The organism is Humidesulfovibrio idahonensis (assembly GCF_054657715.1).
On sequence record NZ_BAAHYE010000002.1, the window covers coordinates 134,778 to 156,455 of the forward strand.

Annotated in this window: 22 protein-coding genes and 1 tRNA gene; 16 read left to right on the forward strand and 7 right to left on the reverse strand. The window is 64.0% G+C overall.

All coding sequences use genetic code 11. The annotated features are described in order from the left end of the window. The 14 genes from ACYQ4W_RS00870 to ACYQ4W_RS00935 all read left to right on the forward strand — a co-directional run bounded on the left by ACYQ4W_RS00870 (window position 1) and on the right by ACYQ4W_RS00935 (window position 13,990). Entirely contained in the window at window positions 1-735 is a 735-nt protein-coding gene (locus tag ACYQ4W_RS00870) for a DVU0298 family protein (protein ID WP_459851764.1), read from the forward strand. Between the two features lie 15 nt (window positions 736-750). Beyond that, window positions 751-1,017, forward strand: a complete 267-nt coding sequence (locus ACYQ4W_RS00875; protein ID WP_459851766.1) for a hypothetical protein — start codon at window positions 751-753, stop codon at window positions 1,015-1,017. Between the two features lie 126 nt (window positions 1,018-1,143). Next, window positions 1,144-1,220, forward strand: a tRNA-Val gene (locus ACYQ4W_RS00880). Window positions 1,221-1,316: 96 nt separating this feature from the next. Further along, a complete protein-coding gene (gene thrS / locus ACYQ4W_RS00885) occupies window positions 1,317-3,251 on the forward strand; it encodes a threonine--tRNA ligase (protein WP_459851769.1) in 1,935 nt (644 codons plus the stop codon). Then, on the forward strand, window positions 3,238-3,783 hold the full coding sequence (gene infC, locus ACYQ4W_RS00890) for a translation initiation factor IF-3 (protein WP_459854409.1): 546 nt from the start codon (window positions 3,238-3,240) through the stop codon (window positions 3,781-3,783). The genes thrS and infC overlap by 14 nt, the downstream gene beginning before the upstream one ends. A gap of 72 nt (window positions 3,784-3,855) precedes the next feature. Further along, window positions 3,856-4,053, forward strand: coding sequence for a 50S ribosomal protein L35 (rpmI, locus tag ACYQ4W_RS00895; RefSeq protein ID WP_459851771.1), 198 nt, complete (start codon window positions 3,856-3,858; stop codon window positions 4,051-4,053). Between the two features lie 69 nt (window positions 4,054-4,122). Beyond that, complete coding sequence (rplT, locus tag ACYQ4W_RS00900) at window positions 4,123-4,476, forward strand: 50S ribosomal protein L20 (protein WP_459851773.1); 354 nt, start codon at window positions 4,123-4,125, stop codon at window positions 4,474-4,476. 4 nt (window positions 4,477-4,480) lie between these two features. Beyond that, entirely contained in the window at window positions 4,481-5,533 is a 1,053-nt protein-coding gene (gene pheS / locus ACYQ4W_RS00905) for a phenylalanine--tRNA ligase subunit alpha (protein ID WP_459851776.1), read from the forward strand. Between the two features lie 126 nt (window positions 5,534-5,659). Then, window positions 5,660-8,125, forward strand: a complete 2,466-nt coding sequence (pheT, locus tag ACYQ4W_RS00910) for a phenylalanine--tRNA ligase subunit beta (protein WP_459851779.1) — start codon at window positions 5,660-5,662, stop codon at window positions 8,123-8,125. A 130-nt stretch (window positions 8,126-8,255) separates the two neighbouring features. Further along, the gene (locus tag ACYQ4W_RS00915) at window positions 8,256-8,723 is read left to right on the forward strand and encodes a HEPN family nuclease (RefSeq protein ID WP_459851781.1); all 468 of its coding nucleotides are present in this window, start codon (window positions 8,256-8,258) and stop codon (window positions 8,721-8,723) included. An 89-nt stretch (window positions 8,724-8,812) separates the two neighbouring features. Beyond that, window positions 8,813-9,364, forward strand: a complete 552-nt coding sequence (locus ACYQ4W_RS00920) for a MerR family transcriptional regulator (RefSeq protein ID WP_459851782.1) — start codon at window positions 8,813-8,815, stop codon at window positions 9,362-9,364. A 26-nt stretch (window positions 9,365-9,390) separates the two neighbouring features. Then, window positions 9,391-11,526, forward strand: a complete 2,136-nt coding sequence (locus tag ACYQ4W_RS00925) for an AsmA family protein (protein ID WP_459851785.1) — start codon at window positions 9,391-9,393, stop codon at window positions 11,524-11,526. Between the two features lie 140 nt (window positions 11,527-11,666). Continuing rightward, on the forward strand, window positions 11,667-12,344 hold the full coding sequence (locus ACYQ4W_RS00930) for an NYN domain-containing protein (RefSeq protein WP_459851787.1): 678 nt from the start codon (window positions 11,667-11,669) through the stop codon (window positions 12,342-12,344). 443 nt (window positions 12,345-12,787) lie between these two features. Continuing rightward, window positions 12,788-13,990, forward strand: a complete 1,203-nt coding sequence (locus ACYQ4W_RS00935) for a GGDEF domain-containing protein (protein ID WP_459851790.1) — start codon at window positions 12,788-12,790, stop codon at window positions 13,988-13,990. A gap of 9 nt (window positions 13,991-13,999) precedes the next feature. Here the strand turns inward: ACYQ4W_RS00935 and ACYQ4W_RS00940 are convergent, their stop codons facing one another. The 7 genes from ACYQ4W_RS00940 to flgB are packed head-to-tail and all read right to left on the reverse strand — an operon-like array spanning window position 14,000 to window position 19,956. Beyond that, on the reverse strand, window positions 14,000-15,322 hold the full coding sequence (locus ACYQ4W_RS00940) for a FliI/YscN family ATPase (protein ID WP_459851792.1): 1,323 nt from the start codon (window positions 15,320-15,322) through the stop codon (window positions 14,000-14,002). After that, a complete protein-coding gene (locus ACYQ4W_RS00945) occupies window positions 15,306-16,127 on the reverse strand; it encodes a FliH/SctL family protein (RefSeq protein WP_459851795.1) in 822 nt (273 codons plus the stop codon). Before ACYQ4W_RS00945 ends, ACYQ4W_RS00940 begins: the two co-directional genes overlap by 17 nt. Next, window positions 16,114-17,112, reverse strand: coding sequence for a flagellar motor switch protein FliG (gene fliG, locus ACYQ4W_RS00950; protein WP_459851797.1), 999 nt, complete (start codon window positions 17,110-17,112; stop codon window positions 16,114-16,116). The genes ACYQ4W_RS00945 and fliG overlap by 14 nt, the downstream gene beginning before the upstream one ends. A gap of 3 nt (window positions 17,113-17,115) precedes the next feature. Continuing rightward, entirely contained in the window at window positions 17,116-18,720 is a 1,605-nt protein-coding gene (gene fliF, locus ACYQ4W_RS00955; protein WP_459851800.1) for a flagellar basal-body MS-ring/collar protein FliF, read from the reverse strand. 34 nt (window positions 18,721-18,754) lie between these two features. Next, entirely contained in the window at window positions 18,755-19,081 is a 327-nt protein-coding gene (gene fliE / locus ACYQ4W_RS00960) for a flagellar hook-basal body complex protein FliE (RefSeq protein ID WP_459851803.1), read from the reverse strand. 26 nt (window positions 19,082-19,107) lie between these two features. Beyond that, the gene (gene flgC / locus ACYQ4W_RS00965; RefSeq protein WP_459851806.1) at window positions 19,108-19,545 is read right to left on the reverse strand and encodes a flagellar basal body rod protein FlgC; all 438 of its coding nucleotides are present in this window, start codon (window positions 19,543-19,545) and stop codon (window positions 19,108-19,110) included. Then, window positions 19,546-19,956 carry a flagellar basal body rod protein FlgB gene (flgB, locus tag ACYQ4W_RS00970; protein ID WP_459851809.1) on the reverse strand — a complete coding sequence of 137 codons (411 nt, stop codon included), beginning with the start codon at window positions 19,954-19,956 and terminating at the stop codon, window positions 19,546-19,548. A gap of 375 nt (window positions 19,957-20,331) precedes the next feature. On the opposite strand from flgB, the gene ACYQ4W_RS00975 reads away from it, so the two are divergent. Next, the gene (locus ACYQ4W_RS00975; protein ID WP_459851812.1) at window positions 20,332-20,892 is read left to right on the forward strand and encodes a tetratricopeptide repeat protein; all 561 of its coding nucleotides are present in this window, start codon (window positions 20,332-20,334) and stop codon (window positions 20,890-20,892) included. Window positions 20,893-21,053: 161 nt separating this feature from the next. After that, window positions 21,054-21,653: an IMP cyclohydrolase gene (locus ACYQ4W_RS00980; protein WP_459851814.1), complete on the forward strand. Its 600-nt coding sequence runs from the start codon at window positions 21,054-21,056 to the stop codon at window positions 21,651-21,653. Window positions 21,654-21,678 lie beyond the last annotated feature (25 nt).

The following is a 21,678-nucleotide window of genomic DNA, read 5'->3' on the forward strand; positions in this document are numbered from 1 at the left end:
ATGGCCCGTTTTCGCGACCTCAAGGAGCGGCTGCGCGGACTGCTTTCCGGTCCGGACTGGCGCGAGCGCCTGGCCGAGCTGGACCTTTTGCCCGCGCGGCAGCTGCCCGGTCCGCTGTTTTCGCTTTTGCTCGACCGCGACGAGCTGGTGCGCTGGCGCGCCGCGGCCGCCTTTGGCCGCAGCGTGGCGCGCATGGCCGAGGGCGGCGGAGAAGGCGAGGGTCTGGAGGCGGCGCGGGTCGTGCTGCGGCAATGCCTGTGGCGCATGAACGAGGAATCCGGCGGCCTGGGCTGGGGCATCCCCGAGGCCCTGGGCGAGACCCTTGCCCTGCACCGGCGGCTGGCGGGAGAGTTCCACCGCGTGCTGGCGTCCTACGTGCGCGAGGAAACCCGCGGCGAGGGCAACTATCTGGAGCACGCGGGCCTGCGCCGAGGCGTCTATTGGGCCCTTGGCCGGTTGGCCGGGAGCTTTCCGGAGCTGCTGGCGGGCGATGTGGACACCCTTGTGGCCGGGCTGGCCGACGAGGACCGGGGCAACGCCGCTTTGGCCGCGCGCGTCCTGGGGCTGCTGCCGCCGAAGCTTGTTTCTCCTCCGCAGGCCGCGCTGGCCCGCGCGGGCATTGCGGCGCTGGCCGATGACGGGACCGAACTGCCGCTGTTTGCGGACGGCGAGCTGGCGATCACCACTGTGGGCGAGCTTGCCCGACAGGCCCTTACCCGGCTCGCCGGAGAGTGATTTTCAAGAGAAGCCATGCCGGGATTGAATGACATGCCGGAGCCGGGAGCCGGGCGTTCCCTGTGGAAGGGGCTGCTGGGCCCGGCGCAGGGCGCAGGACCCTATGAGGTGTATTATCGCCACGGCCTGGGCCTGGCGTCGTTCTGCACCGTGTTCGTGCTGGAGACGGCGGTGCGCTGGTGGCTCGGGCAAACGGGCTTTCACCTTTACGGCTCGCCGCTGGTGCATGGCGGCCTGGCGTGGCTTGCCGGAGCCGTGGCCGTGCGCAAGCGCACGCGCTGAACGGGCGGTTTTGACATGCGGGAAAAGGAAAATCCGCAGCGTGCAGAAGGTATTGCAAAATTTTCGACATTCCCTTGTTGACAAGCCACAGGGCTTTGGGTAAACGATCCTTCCCTTGAGCAATTTAGGCGCGTAGCTCAGTTGGTTAGAGCACTTGCTCGACACGCAAGGGGTCAGGAGTTCAAGTCTCCTCGTGCCTACCATATTCATCGGAAAGGGAGGCCAACGCCTCCCTTTCCACTTTTTGGCGTCTCACGGTCCGGGCAATGGCTCTTCGGGCCAGACGCAAGGAGTTCATCGTGCAGGTCACTGTCGCCGGTCAGCAAGTCTCCGTGGAACAAGGCGCGTCCCTGGCGGACGTCTTCAAGCAGGCGTTGTCGGGCAAGCAGTTCAAAAACCTCGTGGTGGGCCGCTGCGGCGACTCGCTGCTCGATCTCTCCACCCCGGTGCCCGCGGACTGCGCCGCCCTTGAGCCCGTTTTCGCGGACTCGCCGGAAGGCCTCGCGGTCATCCGCCACTCCACCGCCCATCTCATGGCCGAGGCCGTGAAAAAGCTGTTCCCCGCGGCCAAGGTCACCATCGGCCCGTCCATCGAGAACGGCTTCTACTACGATTTCGACTTCGAGCGCCCCTTCACGCCCGAGGATCTTGAGGCCATCGAGGCCGAGATGATCCGCAGCGTCGGCGCGGACAAGCCTTTCTCCCGCGCGGAGATGACCAGCGCCGAGGCGCGCGCCAAGTTCGCGGCCGAGGGCGAGACCTACAAGGTCGAGCTCATCGACGATCTGAACGTGCCGGGCGTTTCGACCTACACCCAGGGCGGCTTCACCGACTTGTGCCGCGGCCCCCACGTGCCCCGCACCGGGCTTCTGAAGGCCTTTAAGCTGACCACCGTGGCCGGCGCCTACTGGCGCGGCGACGAGAAGAATCCGCAGCTCCAGCGCATTTACGGCACGGCCTGGGCCAACCCCAAGGATCTCAAGGTCTACCTTGAGCGCCTGGAGGAAGCCAAGAAGCGCGACCACAGAAAGCTCGGCACCCAGCTCGACCTGTTCAGCTTCCACGAGGAAGTGGGCGGCGGCATGGTGCTGTGGCACCCCAAGGGCGCGCTCACCCGCGCCATCCTTGAGGACTTTGAGCGCAAGGAGCACCTGAAGCGCGGCTACCAGTTCGTGCAGGGTCCGCTCATCCTCCGGCGCGAGCTGTGGGAGAAGAGCGGCCACTACGACAATTACCGCGAGAACATGTACTTCACGGAGATCGACGAGCAGGCTTACGGCATCAAGCCCATGAACTGCCTGTCGCACATGCTCATCTTCAAGAGCCGCCTGCGCAGCTACCGCGACATGCCCCAGCGCTACTTCGAGCTTGGCGTTGTGCACCGCCACGAAAAGAGCGGCGTGCTGCACGGGCTTTTGCGCGTGCGCTCCTTCACGCAGGACGACGCGCACATTTTGTGCCGCCCGGACCAGCTGCGCGAGGAGATCATCGGCGTCGTCCGCTTCGTGCGCGATGTCATGGCCATCTTCGGCTTCGAGTTCGAGGCCGAGATCAGCACCCGCCCCGAGAAGAGCATCGGCTCCGACGAGGACTGGGAGCGCGCCACCAATTCGCTGAAGGACGCCCTTGAGCACATGGACATGCCCTATGAGATCAACGAGGGCGACGGCGCCTTCTACGGGCCGAAGATTGACATTAAGATAAAAGACGCGCTTGATCGCAGGTGGCAGTGCGCCACGGTCCAGTGCGACTTCACCCTGCCGGAGCGTTTCGACCTGTCCTACATCGGCGAGGACGGCAACAAACATCGTCCGGTCATGCTGCACCGCGTGATCCTCGGCTCCATCGAGCGGTTCATGGGCGTGCTTATTGAACATTTCTCAGGGGCCTTCCCCGTTTGGCTCGCGCCTGTGCAGGCTCGGGTGCTCACCGTGACGGACGCCCACGCGCCTCATGCCGAAAAAGTCTTGCGGTTTTTGCAGGAAAAGGGCATACGCGCCGAAGCGGATCTGCGGAATGAGAAGCTCGGGTACAAAGTGCGCGAGGCTCAAATGGAGCGGATTCCTTACATGCTTATCGTCGGAGACAAGGAAGTGGAAGCCGACGGCGTCAACGTGCGTGTGCGCGGCGGCGCCGATGTCGGGTTTGTGCCACTTTCCGGGGCGGCCCAATTGATTGTGGACGCGGCCCGTGAACCTTTCAAGCGCGGAGGGATGAGCTATAGCTTTTCCTAGACGGCAGGACCAGCATCCCAAGGATGATGGCGTCCGCCGAAACGAGCGGATACGTATTCCCCAGGTGCGCGTTGTCGATGACGAGAGCACGCAGCTGGGCATAATGGCTACCTCTGAGGCACTGGCGCTGGCACAGGCCAAAGGGCTGGACCTTGTAGAGGTTTCGCCCAACGCCGACCCGCCCGTTTGCCGCATCATGGACTACGGCAAGTTCAAGTATGAACAGCAGAAGCGCCAGCAGGAAGCCAAAAAGAAGCAAACCGTCATTCAGATCAAGGAAGTCAAGTTCCGGCCTAAGACCGACGAACATGACTACCAGACGAAGCTGAAGCACATCCGCCGCTTCCTCGAAGACGGCGACCGGTGCAAGGTTGCGGTGTTCTTCCGCGGACGCGAAATCGTCCACAAGGACCGCGGCCAGACCATGCTCGATCGCGTCGTGCAAGACGTGGCCGACATCGCCAAGCTGGAGCAGCCGTCTCTGGCCGAAGGCCGCACCCTGGTCATGATGCTGACCCCGGTGAAGAAGTAGAACGGCGGAAACGAGAATCGCAAGCCCTCGCAAGGCCCCAAGCCGCGCGATGAGCATATTGAGGAGGATACCATGCCCAAGATGAAGACCAACCGCAGCGCGGCCAAGCGTTTCGTGAGCAACGGCGCCGGCAAGTTCAAGCGCCGCCGTCAGAATCTGCGTCACATCCTGACCAAGAAGGGTCCCAAGCGGAAGCGCCGTCTGGGTCAGGGCACCATCGTCGACGCCGCGAATCTGGGTGCTGTGAAGCGCCTTCTGCCTTACGGCTAACCTTAAACCCAACGACGTCGTGCCTGTCGGCTAACGCTGGCTGTGCCCTAAACGAATCGGAGGAACGAAATGAGAGTTAAGCGTGGTGTTGCCGCTCACCGTCGGCACAAGAAATTCCTGAAAATGGCCAAGGGCTACATTGGTGCGGGCAGCCGCCTGTACCGCACCGCTCGCGAGCGCGTCGAGCGTGCCCTGTGCTTTGCCTTTCGCGACCGCAAGCAGAAGAAGCGCGACTTCCGCCGCCTGTGGATCGTGCGCATCAACGCCGGCGCCCGGCTGAACGGCCTGTCCTACAGCCGTCTCATCGGCGGCCTTGCCAAGGCCGGTATCGAAGTGAACCGCAAGATGCTGGCCGACTTGGCCGTGCGTGAGCCTGCCGTGTTCGCCCAGATCGCTCAGGCGGCCAAGGCCCCCAAGGCGTAGGCCCGTGAACGAGACGCTGAAGTCCTTCCTTGAAGGACTGGATGGCCTGACCCTGGAGTGCGAAGCGCGCCGGGGTCAGGCTTGCAGTTTGAAGGACCTGGAAGCCCTGCGCGTCGAGTTCCTCGGCCGCAAGGGCAAGCTCGCCGGAGCCATGGGCGCGCTGGCGCAAATGGGACCCGAGGAAAAGCCCGCCGCGGGCAAGAAGGCCAACGAGGTCAAAAACGCGCTGGTGGCGCTTCTGGAATCGCGCCAGGCCGAACTTGAGGCCGAGGCCGCCAAGGACGCTCTGTCCGGCTTCGATCCCTCGCTGCCCGGCCGCCGCCCCGCCTGCGGCTCGCTGCATCCCGTCACCCTGGCCATGCAGGAGATCTGCGAGGTGCTCACCGGCCTCGGTTTCGAGGTCGTCTCCGGGCCGGAAGTGGAAAACGACTGGCACAACTTCGAAGCCCTCAACATGCCCCCGGACCACCCCGCGCGCGACATGCAGGATACCCTGTACGTTTCCGAGCGGGTGCTCCTGCGCACGCACACCTCGCCCCTGCAGGTGCGCACCATGCTCTCGCGCAAGCCGCCCGTGGCGGTCATCGCGCCGGGCAAGGTGTACCGCCGCGACTCCGACCTGACGCACACGCCCATGTTCCACCAGATCGAAGGCCTGCTGGTCGACAAGAACGTCAGCATGTCCGACCTGCGCGGCACGCTCACGGCCTTTGTGCGCCAGCTCTTCGGCGCGCACACCAACGTGCGCTTCCGTCCCAGCTTCTTCCCCTTCACCGAGCCCAGCGCCGAGGTCGACATCTCGTGCATGCTCTGCGGCGGCGAAGGCCACGTGAAGGGCGAGCCCTGCCGCGTGTGCAAGAAGACCGGCTGGGTCGAGATTCTGGGCTGCGGCATGGTGGATCCCAACGTGTTCACCGCCGTGGGCTACGATCCCGAGGCCGTCACCGGCTTCGCCTTCGGCCTTGGCGTGGAGCGCGTGGCCATGCTGAAGTACGGCATTGGCGACCTGCGCATGTTCTTCGAAAACGACGTGCGTTTCCTCGAACAGTTTTCGTAAGCTGCACGGCCCCGGCCCCTGGTCCCCTCCGCCCCCAATTCCGGGCGGCGCGGGGCGAGGGTTCCGGGGCTTTTTGTCATACCGGGGCCGCCTTGGCGCAAGGCCCCGCACATCCACGAGGCGCATATGCTTATCAGCTTGCAGTGGCTCCGCGAGTTCGTGCCCTATACCGGCACTGTTCAGGCCCTGGCCGACCGGCTCACCATGCAGGGGCTGGAGGTCGAGGCCATTCTCGATCCCTTCGAGTCCATCGCGGCCATCGTGGTGGGCCATGTGCTGGAGTGCGCGCCCCATCCGGAATCGGACCATCTTTCCGTGTGCTCCGTGGACCTCGGCGCGGGCGAACCCGCCCAGATCGTCTGCGGCGCGCCCAATGTGGCCAAGGGGCAAAAGGTCCCCGTGGCTCCCATGGGCGCCACCATGCCCGACGGCATGCAGATCAAGAAGACCAAGCTGCGCGGCGTGCTGTCCTGCGGCATGATCTGCTCCGAGCGTGAGCTGGGCCTTTCCGAGGACCATGCGGGCATCATGGTGCTGCCCGAAGACTTCGTTCCCGGCACGCCCCTTGTGGACGCGCTGCGCCTGGAGCGCGAGGTCATCGAGGTCTCCATCACGCCGAACCGCGCCGATTGTCTTTCCGTGCTCGGCATTGCGCGTGAGGCGGCCCTGGGCTTCGGCCTGCCGCTCACCATGCCCAGGCTGAACCTGGTGGAGGACGCGGCCGCGGGCGACGCCACCAAGGCCGTGCGCCTGCAGATCGACGACCCGGAGCTGTGCCCGGTGTACCGCGCGCGCGTGCTCACCGGCGCGGCCATCAAGCCCTCGCCCGCGTGGATGCGCTACCGGCTGCTCGCCATCGGCCAGCGGCCCATCAACAACATTGTGGACGTGACCAACTACATTTTGATGGAGCTGGGCCAGCCCCTGCACTCCTTCGACCGCACCCTGCTCAAGGGCGGCGTCATCCGCGTGGCCCCGGCCACTCCCGACACGGAGTGCGGCCGGGCCATCACCACCCTCGACGGCCAGGAGCGCAAGCTGCTGGGCAGCGACCTGCTCATTTGGGACGCCGAGCGCCCCGTGGCCCTGGCCGGCGTCATGGGCGGCGCCAACTCCAGCATCAGCGACGCCTCCACCGAGGTGCTGCTGGAGTGCGCCATCTTCCGCCCCGGCACCATCCGCAAGACCGCCCGCAGGCTGGCCCTGCCGAGCGAAGCCAGCTATCGCTTCGAGCGCGGCGTGGACCAGGTGGGCAGCGTGTTCGCCCTGGAGCGCGCCACCCAGCTCATGGCCGAGCTTTCCGGCGCAAAGGTCATGGCCGGCGTGGCCGTGGCCGAGCCCAAGCCCTGGGCCAAGCGCGAGCACATCTTCCGCATCGCCAAGTGCAACGCCCTGCTGGGCCTGGAGCTGACGCCCGAATTCTGCCGCACCACCCTCACGGGCCTGGGCTGCACGGTCGACGAAGCCGACCCGGCCTGCTGGCGCGTGGGGTCGCCTTCGCACCGCCTGGACCTGGAGCGCGAGGTGGATCTTTTCGAGGAATGCGGCCGCGTGCACGGCCTGGACCGCATCCCGGCGGTGCTGCCCAAGATCTCCAAGTCGCTCGATTCCGCCCAGACCTCGGACACGGAGTTCGGCTTCATCCAGGCGTTGAAGGCCTGGGCCGTGGGCTCCGGCCTGCGCGAGGCCATCAACTACAGCTTTGTGGGCACCGACGACCTGGACCGCCTGAACCTGCCTCTTGAGGGCCGCATCAAAATCGCCAACCCGCTCTCCGAGGACCAGAACGTGCTGCGCACGGCCATCGCCCCGGGACTGCTGAACAACGTGCGGCACAACATCGCCCAGGGCAACGCCAGCTTGCGCCTGTTCGAGGTGGCCAAGTCCTTCCACGAGGACGCCGCCAGCGACACCGGCGCGCGCGAGAACTCGCGCCTGGGCATTTTGGTGCACGGCCCGCGCCACACGCAAGAATGGCCGTGGGATCAGGGCGAGGCCGACTACCTTGACGTGAAGGGCCTGGTGGAGAATCTGCTGGCGCACCTGCGTTTGGCTTCCGCCGACAAGGGGGCCGCGTTCATCCTCGAGCCGGAGCACCCCTACCTGGAGCCCTGCGTGCGCGTGGAGGTGGCCAGCAAGACCGGCGTGCATCTGGTGGGGCGCATCGGCCGCGTGCAGCCGAAGATCGCCGACGCCTACCACGCCCGCAAGGACGTGTGGCTGGCGGACATGGACGCCGATTTGCTGCGCACGCTTTCCCGCGCGACCAAGCCGGCCTTCCGCAGCTTGCCGAAGTTCCCGCCCGTGCGGCGCGACGTGACGGTCATCTGCCCGGCCACCTTGCAGGCGGAGCAGGTGGAGGCGGCCATCCGCGAGATAAAGCCGAAGAACCTGGAGAGCCTGGCCCTGGTGGCGGTGTATGCGCCGCAGGACAACACGTCTTCCGAGTCCTCCGAATCCAAGGGCGAGCGCAACCTGACCTTCCGCCTGACCTACCGCCACGCGGACCGCACGCTGGTGGACAAGGAAGTGGACAAGGAGCACGGCAAGGTGCTCTCCGGCCTGCCGCAGAAGCTGCCTGTGCGCATCTAGCGCATTTAAACGAAACGATTCGCCCCGGCATGGGGCAAAAAAGAGGGGAGTCCGTGAGGGCTCCCCTTTGCGTTTATTTTCGTGTTTGTGTACGCTATTAATTCTTAATAAAAGTACAATGGAGAGAGCGATGTCAATATTTGCTGATAGTACCGTCGACTTCATTATGAGGACGAAGGCCAATTTAGAAATAATTGCAACCAGGGAATTGCAGGAAGGAGAGGAACGGTATGAAGTTACACAATTGATTAACTCGCTGCTTGGCTTATTAATAATGCCACAGCAAGAGGATATTGTCAGACCTGGGGAGTACCTTTTGGGTGATCTCGAAAGGCATGGCTGGGCGTTGCCAAGACGAGTAGGTGGAAATGATAGCCCCAATGATTTATCACAACTGCTTAGGAAAATGAGAAATAGTATTGCACACTGGGGACTGGCGTTCCAGGGCGAAAACGGAGAGTTGAGTGCTATCACAATGAAAGATGTTGATCCACAAACTGACCGGATAGTATGGGAGGCGACTCTTACGGTCTGTGCATTGAAAGAATTCGTTAGTCATCTAAGTTCACTTGTTTTGGAACGAGTTCGAAATGGCTAATGGGGGCGTGGGAGCCTCCCCCCTCCCTCTTCCCCCCCGGCATTTCCTCTGCTATGACTTTAAGAATGGACGCAGGCGCAAAGGGACGAATGTATAAGATCGGGCAAGCGGCCAAATTGCTGGACGTGAAGCCCTTTGTGCTGCGCTTTTGGGAAGGCGAATTCAAAGACGTTTTGGTGCCCGTGCGCACCCCCGCGGGCCAGCGCGCCTACACGGAATCCAACGTGGCCACCGTGCGCGAGATCAAGCGCCTGCTCTACGAAGAAGGTCTGACCATCGAGGGCGCGAAGAAGCGCCTGGGCCAGCCGCAAGGCGCCGCAAAGGTCGCTGCGAAAGGCGTTGCGCCGGAGAGTGCGCTGCCCGGAGCGCAGCCCGGAGCGCAAAGCGGTGCGACAACGGGAGCCCCGGGAGCGCAGAACACGCCGCAGAGCCCCGCGCAGCCCTCCGCAGAGCCGCATCACCCCGCCGCGCCCGCAAGCGCCGTCCCCCTGCCGCTTTTGTCCGCCGCGCCCGCAGCCGATGCCGCGACCACCATCGCCCAGGCCGAGGCCGCCCGCGCCACACATCTTTCCGCCACCCTCACCGCCACCCTTGAAGACGTGGCGCGCGAGCTGAAAGCCATCCGCGACCTGCTGACGTAAGGCCGCCTAACCCCCAAGGAGGGCGCATGCGCATTCTGGTGCTCATCGGCGGCGCCATCGCCGGGGTCTTTGTCCTGGGCGCGATTCTCCTCGCGGTCATGGTCGACCCGAACAAATATAAAGGCGAAATCACCAGCCTGGTGAAGGAGAAGACCGGCCGCGAGCTGGTTTTCGAGGGCGACGTGAAGCTGACCTTCTTTCCCCGCCTGGGCGTGCAGACCGGCGGCGTCACCCTGAGCAATCCGCCGGGCTTCGACGACAAGCCGTTCTCGCACATCCAGGCCGCGCGCGTCAGCATCAAGCTGCTGCCCCTCTTGTACCGCAAGGTGGAGGTGGGCCGCATCGCGCTGGAGGGCCTGGAGCTGCATCTGGTGAAGAACGAGGAAGGCCGCGAGAGCTGGGCGGACTTCACCTCCGACAACGCCACGGAAGCCGAGAAGAAGAGCGCCTCCTCCTCGTGGGGGCTGGAGGGCCTGTCGCTGGACGGCATCCAGCTGCGCGACGCCACCATCACCTGGGAGGACCGGGTGCTGGGCGACCGCTACGCCCTTTCCGGCGCGGACATGGACGTGAAGGCCATCCGCCCGGGCCAGCCTTTTGACTTCGAGGCCGCGTTCCTGCTTCAAAGCGCCAAGCCGGAGCTGAGCGCCCAGACCAAGCTCACCGGCACGGCCACCCTCAACGTGGGCGACAAGCGGCACATCTTCACCAACCTGCTGCTCAAGGCCTCGGCCGCGGGCAAGGCCGTTCCCGGCGGCAAGGGCGAGTTCACCTTCGGCCTGGCCGAGCTCAAGGTCGACACGCAGAAGGAGACGGCGGCCGGCACCGGGCTGACCATCGGCGCATATGGTGCCAAGGGCACGGGCCAGTTCCAGGCGGCGAACATCAACGACTCGCCCGACGTGAAGGGCCGGCTGGACTTCCCGGACTTCAACGGCCGGGAGCTTTCCGCCGCGCTCACGGGCAAAGCGCCCGATACCGCCGACGCGGCGGCCTACCAGCACATCACGGCCTCGCTGGAGTTCAAGACCGGCAAGGGCTACACCGAGATTCCCAACTTCACGGCCAGCCTGGACGACGCCCGTGTGGAGGGGCGCTTCCGCTCCACCGGCCTGGACAAGAAGGCCTACAACTTCAATCTGCACATCGTCGGGCTGGACGCGGACCGCTTTCTGCCCGCCAAAAAGGCCGAGGACGCGGCGGAACCGGCCAAAACAGGCCCGGCCCACGCGGACGACCCGCACAAGGACGACGTGTTCCCGGTGAAGAAGCTGCGCGAGATGAAGCTGGACGGCCAGATCACGGCGGAGCGGCTCAAGTACAAGGGCTTGCGCTTCGGCTACCTGAAGGTGCCCATGATGGCGCAGAACGGCGTGCTCGACGTGGGTCCCGTGGACGCGCGCCTGTACGACGGCAGCTTGAAGAGCTCCATGCGCGTGGACGCCCAGGGCGAACACCCGGTGGTGACGCTCTCGGCCCAGTTGACCGGCGTGCAGCAAAAGCCGCTGTTCAGCGATTTCAACGGCAAGGAGAGCCAGTACTCCGGCGTCATGAGCGTGGACACGGTTTCGCCCCTGGTTTCGCAGGGCAACACCCTGCACGCGCTGAAGCGCAGCCTGACCGGCCGCGTGCGCTTCGCCGTGCGCGACGGCGTGTTCCCGGGCGTGAACATGCTGAGCGTGGTGCAGAGCTCCAAGAAGGGCAAAGAGGCCCTGGGCGAGGCCCAGTCCGGCACGGAGAAGTCCACCAAGTTCGGCAGCATCGACGGCACCGCGGCCATCAACAACGGCGTGGCGACCATCAACGACCTGGACTTCAAGGCGCCGTTTCTGCGGGCCGACGGCCGCGGCACTGTGGACATCGCTACCAAGCAGGTGGACTACACGCTGCATGTGCGCGTGGTGCCCAGCACGGAAGGGCAGGGCGGCAGCGCCGGGCTGCTCGGCTTCGTGGTGCCCATGCGCGTCACCGGCCCATACGACAACCCCAACTTCAGCACCGACTACCTGCGCACCATCGGCAAGGGAGCCCTTGACGCAGTGGGCGGCGTAGTGCAGGGCATTGGTAATGTTCTGACGGGCGGAAAGAAGTCGCCGCACCAGGGCGGCACCCCGCAAAAGAGTTCCGGCGGACTGCTGGACGGAGTGAGGAAATTATTTTAAAGTCGCTATAGATGAGAGGAGTATCGATGCAACGTTTCGCATTCTTTGTTGATGGTTCGAATTTGTACGGTTCTTTGCGCACCATGAATCTTGAAATCGGAAATTACGGCTTACTTTACGGGCATATCTATCGCGAAGCAGTGAAAGTTTGGCACGAGGTGACCCTGCAGACCGCGCCCGCAGTGGCGCAGTTGCGGCGCGTGTACTGGTACGCCGTGGGCACCGTGGACGAGTGGGATCTTTCGAGCCCGCAGTCGCGCACGGCCCTGCGCGGCGCCTTTGTGCGCGATGCCGAGATCCGCGCCCTGTGGATGACCCGCGTTTCGGCCAGCAACCCGAACATGCCGGAAGACGAGCTGGAAGAGGCCGCCTGGCAGGCCTGCGCCGCGGACTTCCGCGACTGGTACGGCCAGAAGGTGCGCGCCATAGAGGGCATGCGCCGGTTCTACGCCGGGGTGCGCTCCTCGTCGGACCTCATCGACATCCGCGAGGCCGGGCACTGGAAGGTGAACTTCCTGCACCGCTGGGTGGAGGAAAAGGGCCTGGACACGGCGCTGGCCGTGGACATGGTGGCCCTGCAGGACAACTATGACGTGGCCGTGGTGGTCTCCGGCGACGCCGACGCCATCCCGTCCATCCGCCACCTGAAGGAGCGCGGCAAGCACATCGGCGCGGTGGAGTTCGTGGGCGGTTCCGCCTCGGACACGCGCGGCCGGGCCTTCTCCTCGCGGCTCAAGGTGCATGCGGACTTTGTGCTGCGCATCCACGAGCAGGACATTCTGCACCTGGACCACCGCAACAAGAATTTGAACGGGTAGGGCGCGAGCCTTGCGCCTGAGCCGAGCGCCTTGGGCGCAAAACGGATTAGGCAGTCGATTGGGGCTCCTGGCGTGTACGCCCGGGGCCCCTTTGTTTTGCCTTGCCCAGTCCCTTTTCCACGCCGGAATTTTCCGCTGCGTTCCTCTCCTTGTCCTTGCTGGAGAAGGGCAGAGCGGAGGCATGCCCTCGGCCACGTCATCCGCGCATCTCATCCGCGCATATCATCCGCCAACGTCATCCGCCTGTGGCCGCCGGTTGGGAATGCCGCACGCGGCGATGGCCGGGATTTTAGTATTTTTCCGAGCAATGATGTCTTGACGGAGCCGCATTGCTCTTGGATTATGCTTGAAACAAGGAGTGGGCTTCCTCCCGCCCCGGCAACGCATCCGTATCGCGAGGTCTTGTGAATTCCCTGTCCTTCGCTCTCCAACTCGGCACGCTCATGCCGGTCCTGATCGGCGTCACCCTGGTGCGCGTGCTGGCCATGTGGCACTACGCGTCGCAGCGGCGGGTGTATCCTGGTTTCCGCACCCTCATGCTCGCGGCGGTGCTGGTGTTTGCCGGCATAGCCGTGCTCATGCTGCGCGCAAAGCTGGGCGAAAGCGTGCTGCTGGTGATTTTGAGCAACGTGGTGCTGCTGGGGCCGGATGTGCTGTTGTATCATGGTCTGGGGCAATACGGACGCCTGCCGCACTTGCGGACGCGCACGATGCAGAATGCGTGCTTTGTGGCGTTCGTGTGCCTGGTGCAGACGGCGGATATAGTGTTCGATCCGTATCTGGAGCGCCGCGTGGTGATCTTTTCCATCGCTGCGTTGCTGTTTTCCTTGCGCATCGCCTTGGAGCTGCCCTGGCTGTGCAGCCGTCGCTTGCCCGGCATGAAGATCCTGTGCCTCAGCTATCTGGTCACCGCGGGCCTGCAGATTGTGCGCGGCGTCAATGCCATGTCCGTGCCCGGTTTCACCTTGCTGACCATGGGCCAGGGCGATGTGCTGGGCGTCTATTCCGTGTTCTACCGCATCGTGCAGTCCGTGCTGGACCTTTACGTCGTCTTTGCCATGAATTCGGCCATGCTGGAGAACGATCTGCAGGTGGCGACCTCGCAGATTGAGCACATGGCCCAGACGGACGCCCTGACCGGCGCGCTGAACCGGCGCGGCATGGAGCTTTTGGGGGCCGAGGCGCTGCGCCGGTCCTTTGCGCTGAACATGCCCGCGGCCGTGCTCATGCTCGACCTGGACCACTTCAAGCAGGTGAACGACACCCTGGGCCATGTGGCGGGCGACAAACTGCTGCGCGCGGTGGCCGCGCTTTGCGCCGGGGCGCTGCGCAAAGAGGACGTGTTTGCGCGCTACGGCGGTGAGGAGTTTGCCGTCATCGTCCCGCAGGCGGGGCTGCGCGAAGCCGGGCTTTTGGCCCAGCGCATGCGCTTGGCCATTGCGGAGGCGCGCTTCCCGGTCATGGGCGGGGCTGCGGTGACGGTGAGCATCGGCGTTACCGGCGCGCGAGAAGGCGATTTGGAAACCATGCTCAAAAGCGCGGACGCCGCGCTGTATCAAGCCAAGCAGAGCGGCCGCAACCGGGTGGTGGTGGCCATCGGGCTGGGTGGAGCGGAGGAGCGTTTTGTGGCTGAGGAAGGGGCGTAAGAGGGACGGTTAGCTTCCCTGCTTCGCCAGATCCTTGAGCTTGTTGAAGCAGGTCTCCAGCGATTCGTTGTCGCCCACGAACTGCTGTAAAAAGGCGTTGATGGGGCCGACCATGGTGATGGCGCGGTCCACGTCGGCGCTGGCGCCCTTTTGGTACGCCCCGATGTTCACCATGTCCTCCACGCGCTTGTAGGTGCTCATGAGCCGCAGCACCGTGCGCCCGGCCTCGATGTCCTCGCGCGCAACGACCTCGCTGCGCAGACGGCTGATGCTCTTGAGCACGTCGATGGCCGGAAAGTGCGCCTGGTCGGCCAGCTCGCGCGTGAGCACGATGTGCCCGTCGAGGATGGAGCGCACCGCGTCGGCAATGGGCTCGGAAAAGTCGTCGCCGTCCACAAGCACGGTGTAGATGCCGGTGATGGAGCCAACGGCGCTTTTGCCCGCGCGCTCCAAGAGCTGCGGCAGTTGGGCGAAGACGCTTGGCGTATAGCCGCCGCGCGTGGGCGGTTCGCCCGCGGCCAGGCCCACCTCGCGTCCGGCCATGGCGAAACGCGTCACCGAGTCCATCATGAGCAGCACGTCGAGCCCCTGGTCGCGGTAATACTCGGCCACGGCGGTGGCGGCGAAGGCCGCGCGCATGCGCATCAGCGGGCTCTTGTCGCTCGTCTCCACAATGACCACGCTGCGCGCCATGCCCTCCGGGCCCAGGTCGCGCTCGATGAACTCCACCACCTCGCGGCCGCGTTCGCCCACCAGGCCGATGACGTTGATGTCGGCCTTGGTGTATCTGGCCATCATGCCCATGAGCGTGCTTTTGCCCACGCCGGAGCCGGCCATGATGCCCACGCGCTGGCCCTTGGCCAGGGTGAGCAGGCCGTTGATGGCGCGCACGCCGACATCCAGCGGCTGGTCGATGCGCGGGCGCTCCATGGGATTGGGCGGGTTGCGGTAGAGCGGCACGAAGCTTTCCGGGGCGATCATGCCCTTGCCGTCGATGGGCGTGCCGAAGGAGTCGAGGGTGCGGCCCAGCAGGCCGGGCCCAACGGGAAAATGCGGGGGCGAGGCGGAATTTTTGATGAGGCTGCCCGGGCGGATGCCGCGCATGTCGCCATAGGGCATGAACAGACAGGAGCCTTCCTTGAAGCCCACGACCTCGGCCGGGATGGGCTCGGAGTCGCGGTCCTCGGGCAGCAGGTGGCACACGGAACCCACCGGGGGGCGGATGCCCTGGCCCTCGGCTATGAGGCCGATGACCCTGGTGACCTTGCCAAAGGTTTGACAGAGCTCCAGGTCGTCAATGGCTTGGGCGAGTCCCTCAGGGCCTATCGCCACGTGCTTCCTCGCTTGCGGGAGCCTCGCCGGGCATGGTTTCGGGCAGGCTCAGCTGCTCCAGGTAGGGCTCAAGCAACGCCAGCCGGTTGCCTATGGCGTTGTCGGCCAGCATTTCCGGGGTTTCCAGCATCACGCCGCCCAGGGTCAAAGAGGCGTCGGACGAAATTCTCCACTGGCCCAAATCCGGGCGCGCGGCCTGTATCTGCTCCATGAGGGTGCCGGCAAGCTCCAGGTCCTGCGGGGCCACCTTGAGGGTGAACTCGCGGTGGGCGTCCAGCCGGGCGCAGCCCTCGTCCATGAGCCGCTCCAGAATCTCGGCGCGGCGGGTTTCCATCTCCACGCCCAGGGCCTTTTTGGTGAAGCGCTTGGCCAGTTCGGCGAAGTCGTGGCGGCGGGCGTCCCACACCTCGCGTCCCAGGGTCTGGATGTTCGCCAGAAGCAGCCCCATGGCCTCCACGTGGGCCGTGACCTCCGCGTCCAGGCGGGCCTGGGCCTCGGCTTCGGCTTCGGCCTTGGCCTCGGCAACGGCCTGGTCCACCTCGGCGCGGGCCGTGTCGCGGATGGCCTGGGCCTCCACGGCGGCCTTGGCCATGGCCTCGGAGATGATCTCGCGCGCCATGTCCTGGGCCTTTTGCTTGCAGCGGCCGATGTACTCCACCTCGGTGGCTTCGTCCCAAACGGGCCGGTGGCGCTTGCCCTCGATCTCCTGAATGGTGATGAAGCCCGCGCCGGGCGAGTCGCAGCCCATGAGCACGCGGCCGGAATAGCGCGGGGGCGCGCACGTTTCTGGATTAGATGAATTCATCGCCGCCGCCTCTGCTGATAGCTATGCGGCCTTCGCCTTCGAGACGACGGACCGTCTTGACGATGTTCTGCTGGGCGCCCTCCACCTCGGAGAGCTTCACGGGGCCCATGATCTCCAGATCTTCGCGGATCATGCTGGCGGCGCGCTCGGACAGGTTCTTGAGGAACTTGTCCTTCAGGTCGTCGCTGGCGCCCTTGAGGGCCTTGGTCAGCTCCTCGTTGCTGATGTCCTTCAACAGTTCGCGGATGCTGCGGTCGTCCAGGGCCTTGATGTCCTCGAACACGAACATGAGGTTTCTGATGTCGTCGGCCATCTGCTGGCTCTCTTCCTCGATCTCGGAGAGGACTTCCTCTTCGGTGGCGCGGTCCACGGCGTTCAAGATCTCGGCCACGGAGTTGATGCCGCCGACCTTCTTGCCTTCCTTGCCGCCCATGGCGATGAGCTGGCTCTGCAGCACCTTGTCCACCTCGTGGAGCATCTCCTCGGCCACGGCCTCCAGCTTGGCCAAACGCATGAGCACCTCTGCCCGCACGCCGCTTGGCAGGTTGGACAAGAGCTCCGCGGCCTGGTCCGGGTGCAGGTGGCCCAAAATAAGGGCCAGGGTCTGCGGATGTTCGTTGCGCAGAATCTGGGCCAGAATGCGCGGGCTGACGTTGGAAAGTTCCTGGAAGGGCGTGGGCCCGGTGTTGATCTCAAGGGTGTCGAGAATGTACTTGGCGGTCTCGGAGTCGAGAGCCTTGGTCAGCATGCGCTTCACCTGGTCCGCGCCGCCCATGAGAGTCTCGGCGCCGTAGGTTATGGCGTCGTTGAACTCCTTCAGCACCTCAAGCACGTCCTCGCGGGACACGGAATCGATGTCCAGCATGGCCTTGGACACGGTGGCGATCTCCTGCCGCTCCATGCGCTTGAAGGCCTCGGCCGTGAACTTCTCGCCCAGGGCGAGCATGATGATGGCTGTTTTCTGGGGACCGGTGAAGCTGGCCACGTCTTACGCCTCCTGTCTGGCCCACGACTTCAAGAGCCGGATGGCCTGGTCCATGTTCTGTTCGGTAAGCTGCATCGCCTGGGTCTTCAAGAGTTCCAGACGGCGCGAGGTGTCGAGCGCCTCTTCCGGAATCTCGATGGTTTCCTCAATGGCCAGGCGCTCTTCCGTGCTTGGCAGACTCGCCACTTCCTCAACCTCCTGTTCTGCAACCTTGGGCCGGATAAGGGCCATGACCACGGGACGGACGACCAGGATCAGGAAGAGGAAGATCAGCAGCCCGGTCAACAGCGGCTTGCCGAGCTTGCCGCTCAGGTCGAGGAAGTTCTTCACCAGCGAGGGGCCTTCGTTCATGTCCGCGGAGCCGAAGGCGATGGAGGACACTTCGATGTTGTCGCCGCGGTCCTTATCAAAGCCGACGGCGCTGGCCACCAGGGTCTTGATGCGCGTGATCTCTTCCTCGGTGCGCGGCACATAGGTCATCTGGCCGGTCTTGGCGTCCTTTGTGTACGTGCCATCCACAATAACCGCAACACCCAGCTTCTTCAATTCGCCCACGGGGGCGACGATCTGCTGCTCTTCCTTGTTGATCTCGTAGTTGGTGGTGCGCGTTTCACGGCTGGAGTCCTGCGAGCTCTGGGTGCCCTGGAATCCGTCGCCGCGGAAGTTGGCCTCGGGCGCGGCGCCGTCGAGGGCGGCCTTGCCGTTGACCGTTTCCTCGCTTCTCGTCTCGCTGCGCACAACCTGGCTGTCCGGGTTGTACAGCTCCTTCTTGATGGTCTTGTGGCTGAAGTCGAGCTCGGTGTTCACCCGGGCGATGACCTTCTGCGGGCCCAGAACCGGGGTCAACAGCTCCTCGATGCGGCGCTCGATCTTGCGCTCCATCTGGGCCTTGAGCTCGATCTGGGTGGTGTTCATGCCCTGGTTGGCCTCGTCGTCGGTGGGCTGGTACAGCGGCTGGCCGTTCTGGTCGGTGACGGTGATGCGCTTCTTGTCCAGGCCCTCAACGGCCATGGTCACCAGGTTGACGATGCCCTGCACTTCCTTGGGCTCGAGCTTGGCGTCCTTTTCCTTCATCTTGAGGACGACGGCGGCCGAAGGCGGGGTCTGCTCCTCGATGAACAGGCTCTTCTTGGGCACAACCAGGTGCACGCGCGCGTTCTCGATCTTGGGGAACTCCATGATGGTGCGGGCGAGTTCGCCCTGGAGCGCGCGCTGGTAGTTGATGTGCTGCACGAAGTCGGTCTGGCCGATCTTGACTTCGTCGAAAATTTCGAACCCGATGCCCTGGCCGTGCAGGTTGCCCTCGCTGGCGATCTTGAGGCGCATCTCGTACACGCGCTCGGCGCGCACCAAAACGGTCTGGCCGTTGTCCTCCAGCTGGTAGGGCTCCTTGGTGGCCTTCAGCATGTTGACGACCTTGGCGGCGTCCTCGTTGGAGAGCTTGGTGTAAAGCACCTTGAAGTCGGGCTTGTTCATATAGATGATGCCCGCCACGAACACCGCCGTCAGAAGGGCGGCCAAACCGCCGATGACCATCTGCTGGGTCAGGCTGCGCGCGGTCCAAAGGTTCTTGGCCTTGGTGAGGTATTCGAGGATTTTCGGGGGCATGCTCTTTCTCCTGTGCTCTTAAGTGGCGCGGGGCCTAGAACTGCATCTTGGTGAGTTCCTGGTAGCTCGCCAGGATCTTGCTGCGCACGGCGCCGGTCATGCTCATGGCCAGGCCCGCCTTCTGCAGCGAGATCATGAGCTCGTGGACGTTGGTGTCTTTGCCGGCGGCGAAGGACTGGACCATGCTCGACTTCTCGTTCTGCATGTCGTTCACCTTCTCCAGGCTGGCCTTCATGGTGTCGATGAAGCCGTTGGGCGAGGCCTGGTCCTTCTTCGTGGCGCCGCTGATGCCGGTCTGCAGGGTCTGCTGGGCCTTCAGGGCGTTCTGGTATGCCTGCATGGCGACGGACTTGACGATCATGGTGATGCTCCTTCAGCTGTTGTGCGCTAGCGGGCTATCTGCAAAGCCTTGTTGAACATGGTCTTGGTGTCCTGAATGGCCTGCACGTTGGCTTCGTACGAACGCATGGTGGTGATCATGTTGGCCATCTCCTCCACCACGTTGATGTCCGGGTAGCTCACGTAGCCTTCCTTGTCGGCGTCGGGGTGGCCGGGCTCGTGGACCTTCTTCATGGGCCGCTTGTCGGTGATGATGCCGCGCACGCTGACGCCCTTGAGTTCGCGGTCCTCCGCGTTCTCCATGACCTTGTCGAAGGGGTTGAACACCGGGGTTGCGGCAAAGGCCACGCTCTTGCGGTGGTAGGGGCCGCCCTCCGGAGTCCTGGTCGTCTTCACGTTGGCCAGGTTCATGGAGATGACGTTCATGTATGTGCGTTGCGCCTTCATTCCGCTGGCGCTGACGTCGAGTGCGCTCATGAAGTCCATTTACTTGCCTCCTTCCTGGATAACGCTCTGGATGCCGGAGAAGTTCTTGGCTTCAATGTCGGACAGGGCGTTGTACATCATGGTGTTCTTGGCCATGGCGGCCATTTCCTTGTCCAGGTCCACGGTGTCTTCGCCGTAGACCATGCGGGGCTTGAACTCCGTCAGGCCCTTGCCCTGGAAACCGTTGACGTCGAATTCGGACGGCAGGTGGCGGTCATTGGTGCGGGCCATCTTGCCCTTTGCATCCAGGTTCATCGCCGTTTGCAGATCTTCCTCAAAGGCGAGCTTGCGCGCCTTGTATTTCGGGGTGCTCACGTTGGCGATGTTGGCCATGACGACATTTTGACGCTGGAGACGAAGGTCCAAAACCTTCTCCACGACGCCGAAGTGTTGTTCGAAAAGACCTTTCATGCCTTGCTCCTCCTGGGCTTTCGCCCTTTTCTCGCCGTGGCCCGCCCTGTGGCTGGCCTTTCGGTTTTGCGGAGTCTTAGCAAAGGCCGTTCCAAGTGAATAACATATTGAAATCTAACTATTAAAATTACACAAACGCGGGGAGCGCATTCCGGGCGCCAGAGTATTGAAGACGCGCGCGCGGAAAGAAGCGGATAGAAGCCGGTGCGCGGCGTGACGTGCGCCCCGTGGGCGGGCGTGGGCGGCAAGACGTGGAGAAACGGCTGTTTTTTCCTTGGCACACTTGGTGCATATGCGGAGCAGGCTCTTCAGAGCCGCGCAACTTTTGCCGTCCGCATGGAGACGCGGGCTTGAAAGAGAAAACGGAGGGGAACCATGAGTCATCTGGATTACGAGATCAACAAGGAACTGGGCGAGTGTTACCTGTTCATGGGTGAGCTCGACAAGGCCGAAGGCTATTACAAGAAGGCCGCGTCCTCCAACGGGGTCCACCCGGATCCCTACCTTGGACTGGCCACCATCGCCGTGCAGCGCGGGGAGCTTGATAACGCCCTCGACCTGTACTCCAAGGCCCACGGCATCGACGCCACCGACAAAACTTTCGCCGGCATCGGCCTGGTCAAGATGGAACGCGGCGAGAAGGAAGAAGCCTTCGAGCTGTTCCAGCAGTCCTTGGCCAAGAACCCGGAAAACATGGTCTCGCTGTTGAGCATCATCCGCCTCGGACACGAGCTGGAGAGGCTCCCGCAGATCATTCCGGCGCTGGAGAGCTACCTCTCCATCAATCCGGGCAAGAGCGAAGTCCGCTACTCTCTGGCCGGCTGCATGGTCTGCCTCGACCGCAAGGACGATGCCCAGGCGCAGCTTGAGCAGATCGTGGCCAACGATCCCGACTTCGCACCAGCGCGCGAGCTGCTCGACCTGCTCGACGCCTAACCGACGGTCTCCCCTCCCTAATGGCTCTCTGTCCCCGCCCGGTCGGTCGGGTGGGGACAGGGAACCGCATATGCGGGGCCGCCAGTCTTACGCAAATCCGCCTCGGCTTGCCTTGGGCCGGATCTTCTGGCACAACCTTTCAAAACAGAGAGAGGCTGTGCATGGACTTCCTTCCCATCCGTCGGGCAATTCTGTCCGTCACCGACAAGTCGGGTCTGGCTGATTTCGCAACTTTCCTCACCGCGCGCGGCGTGGAGCTCATCTCCACCGGCGGCACCCACAAAAAGCTTGTGGCTGCGGGCCTCAAGGTCACCAGCGTCAGCGATGTGACCGGCTTCCCCGAGATCATGGGCGGCCGCGTGAAAACGCTGCATCCGCGCGTTCACGCAGGCATCCTGGCCGACAAGGACAACCCGGGCCACATGCTGACCCTGGAGGAGCTGCGCATCGCGCCCTTCGACATGGTCTGCGTGAACCTGTACAATTTTGCCGACGCCGCGGCCAAGGGCGTGGACCTGCGCGCCGCCGTGGAGGAGATCGACATCGGCGGGCCGTGCATGCTGCGCGCCGCGGCCAAGAACTTCCACTCCATGCTCGTGGTGCCCGATCCTTCCTACTACCCGCGCATCGAGGCCGACCTTGCGGCCCACCCGGAAGGCGTTTCCCTGGCCTTGCGCCGCGAACTCGCTGCGGAGACCTTTGCCCGCGTTTCGGCCTACGACGACATGATCGCCAAATACCTGGCGAGCGCGCCCCTGTAACAAGCCGGGAGGCTTTCCACCATCG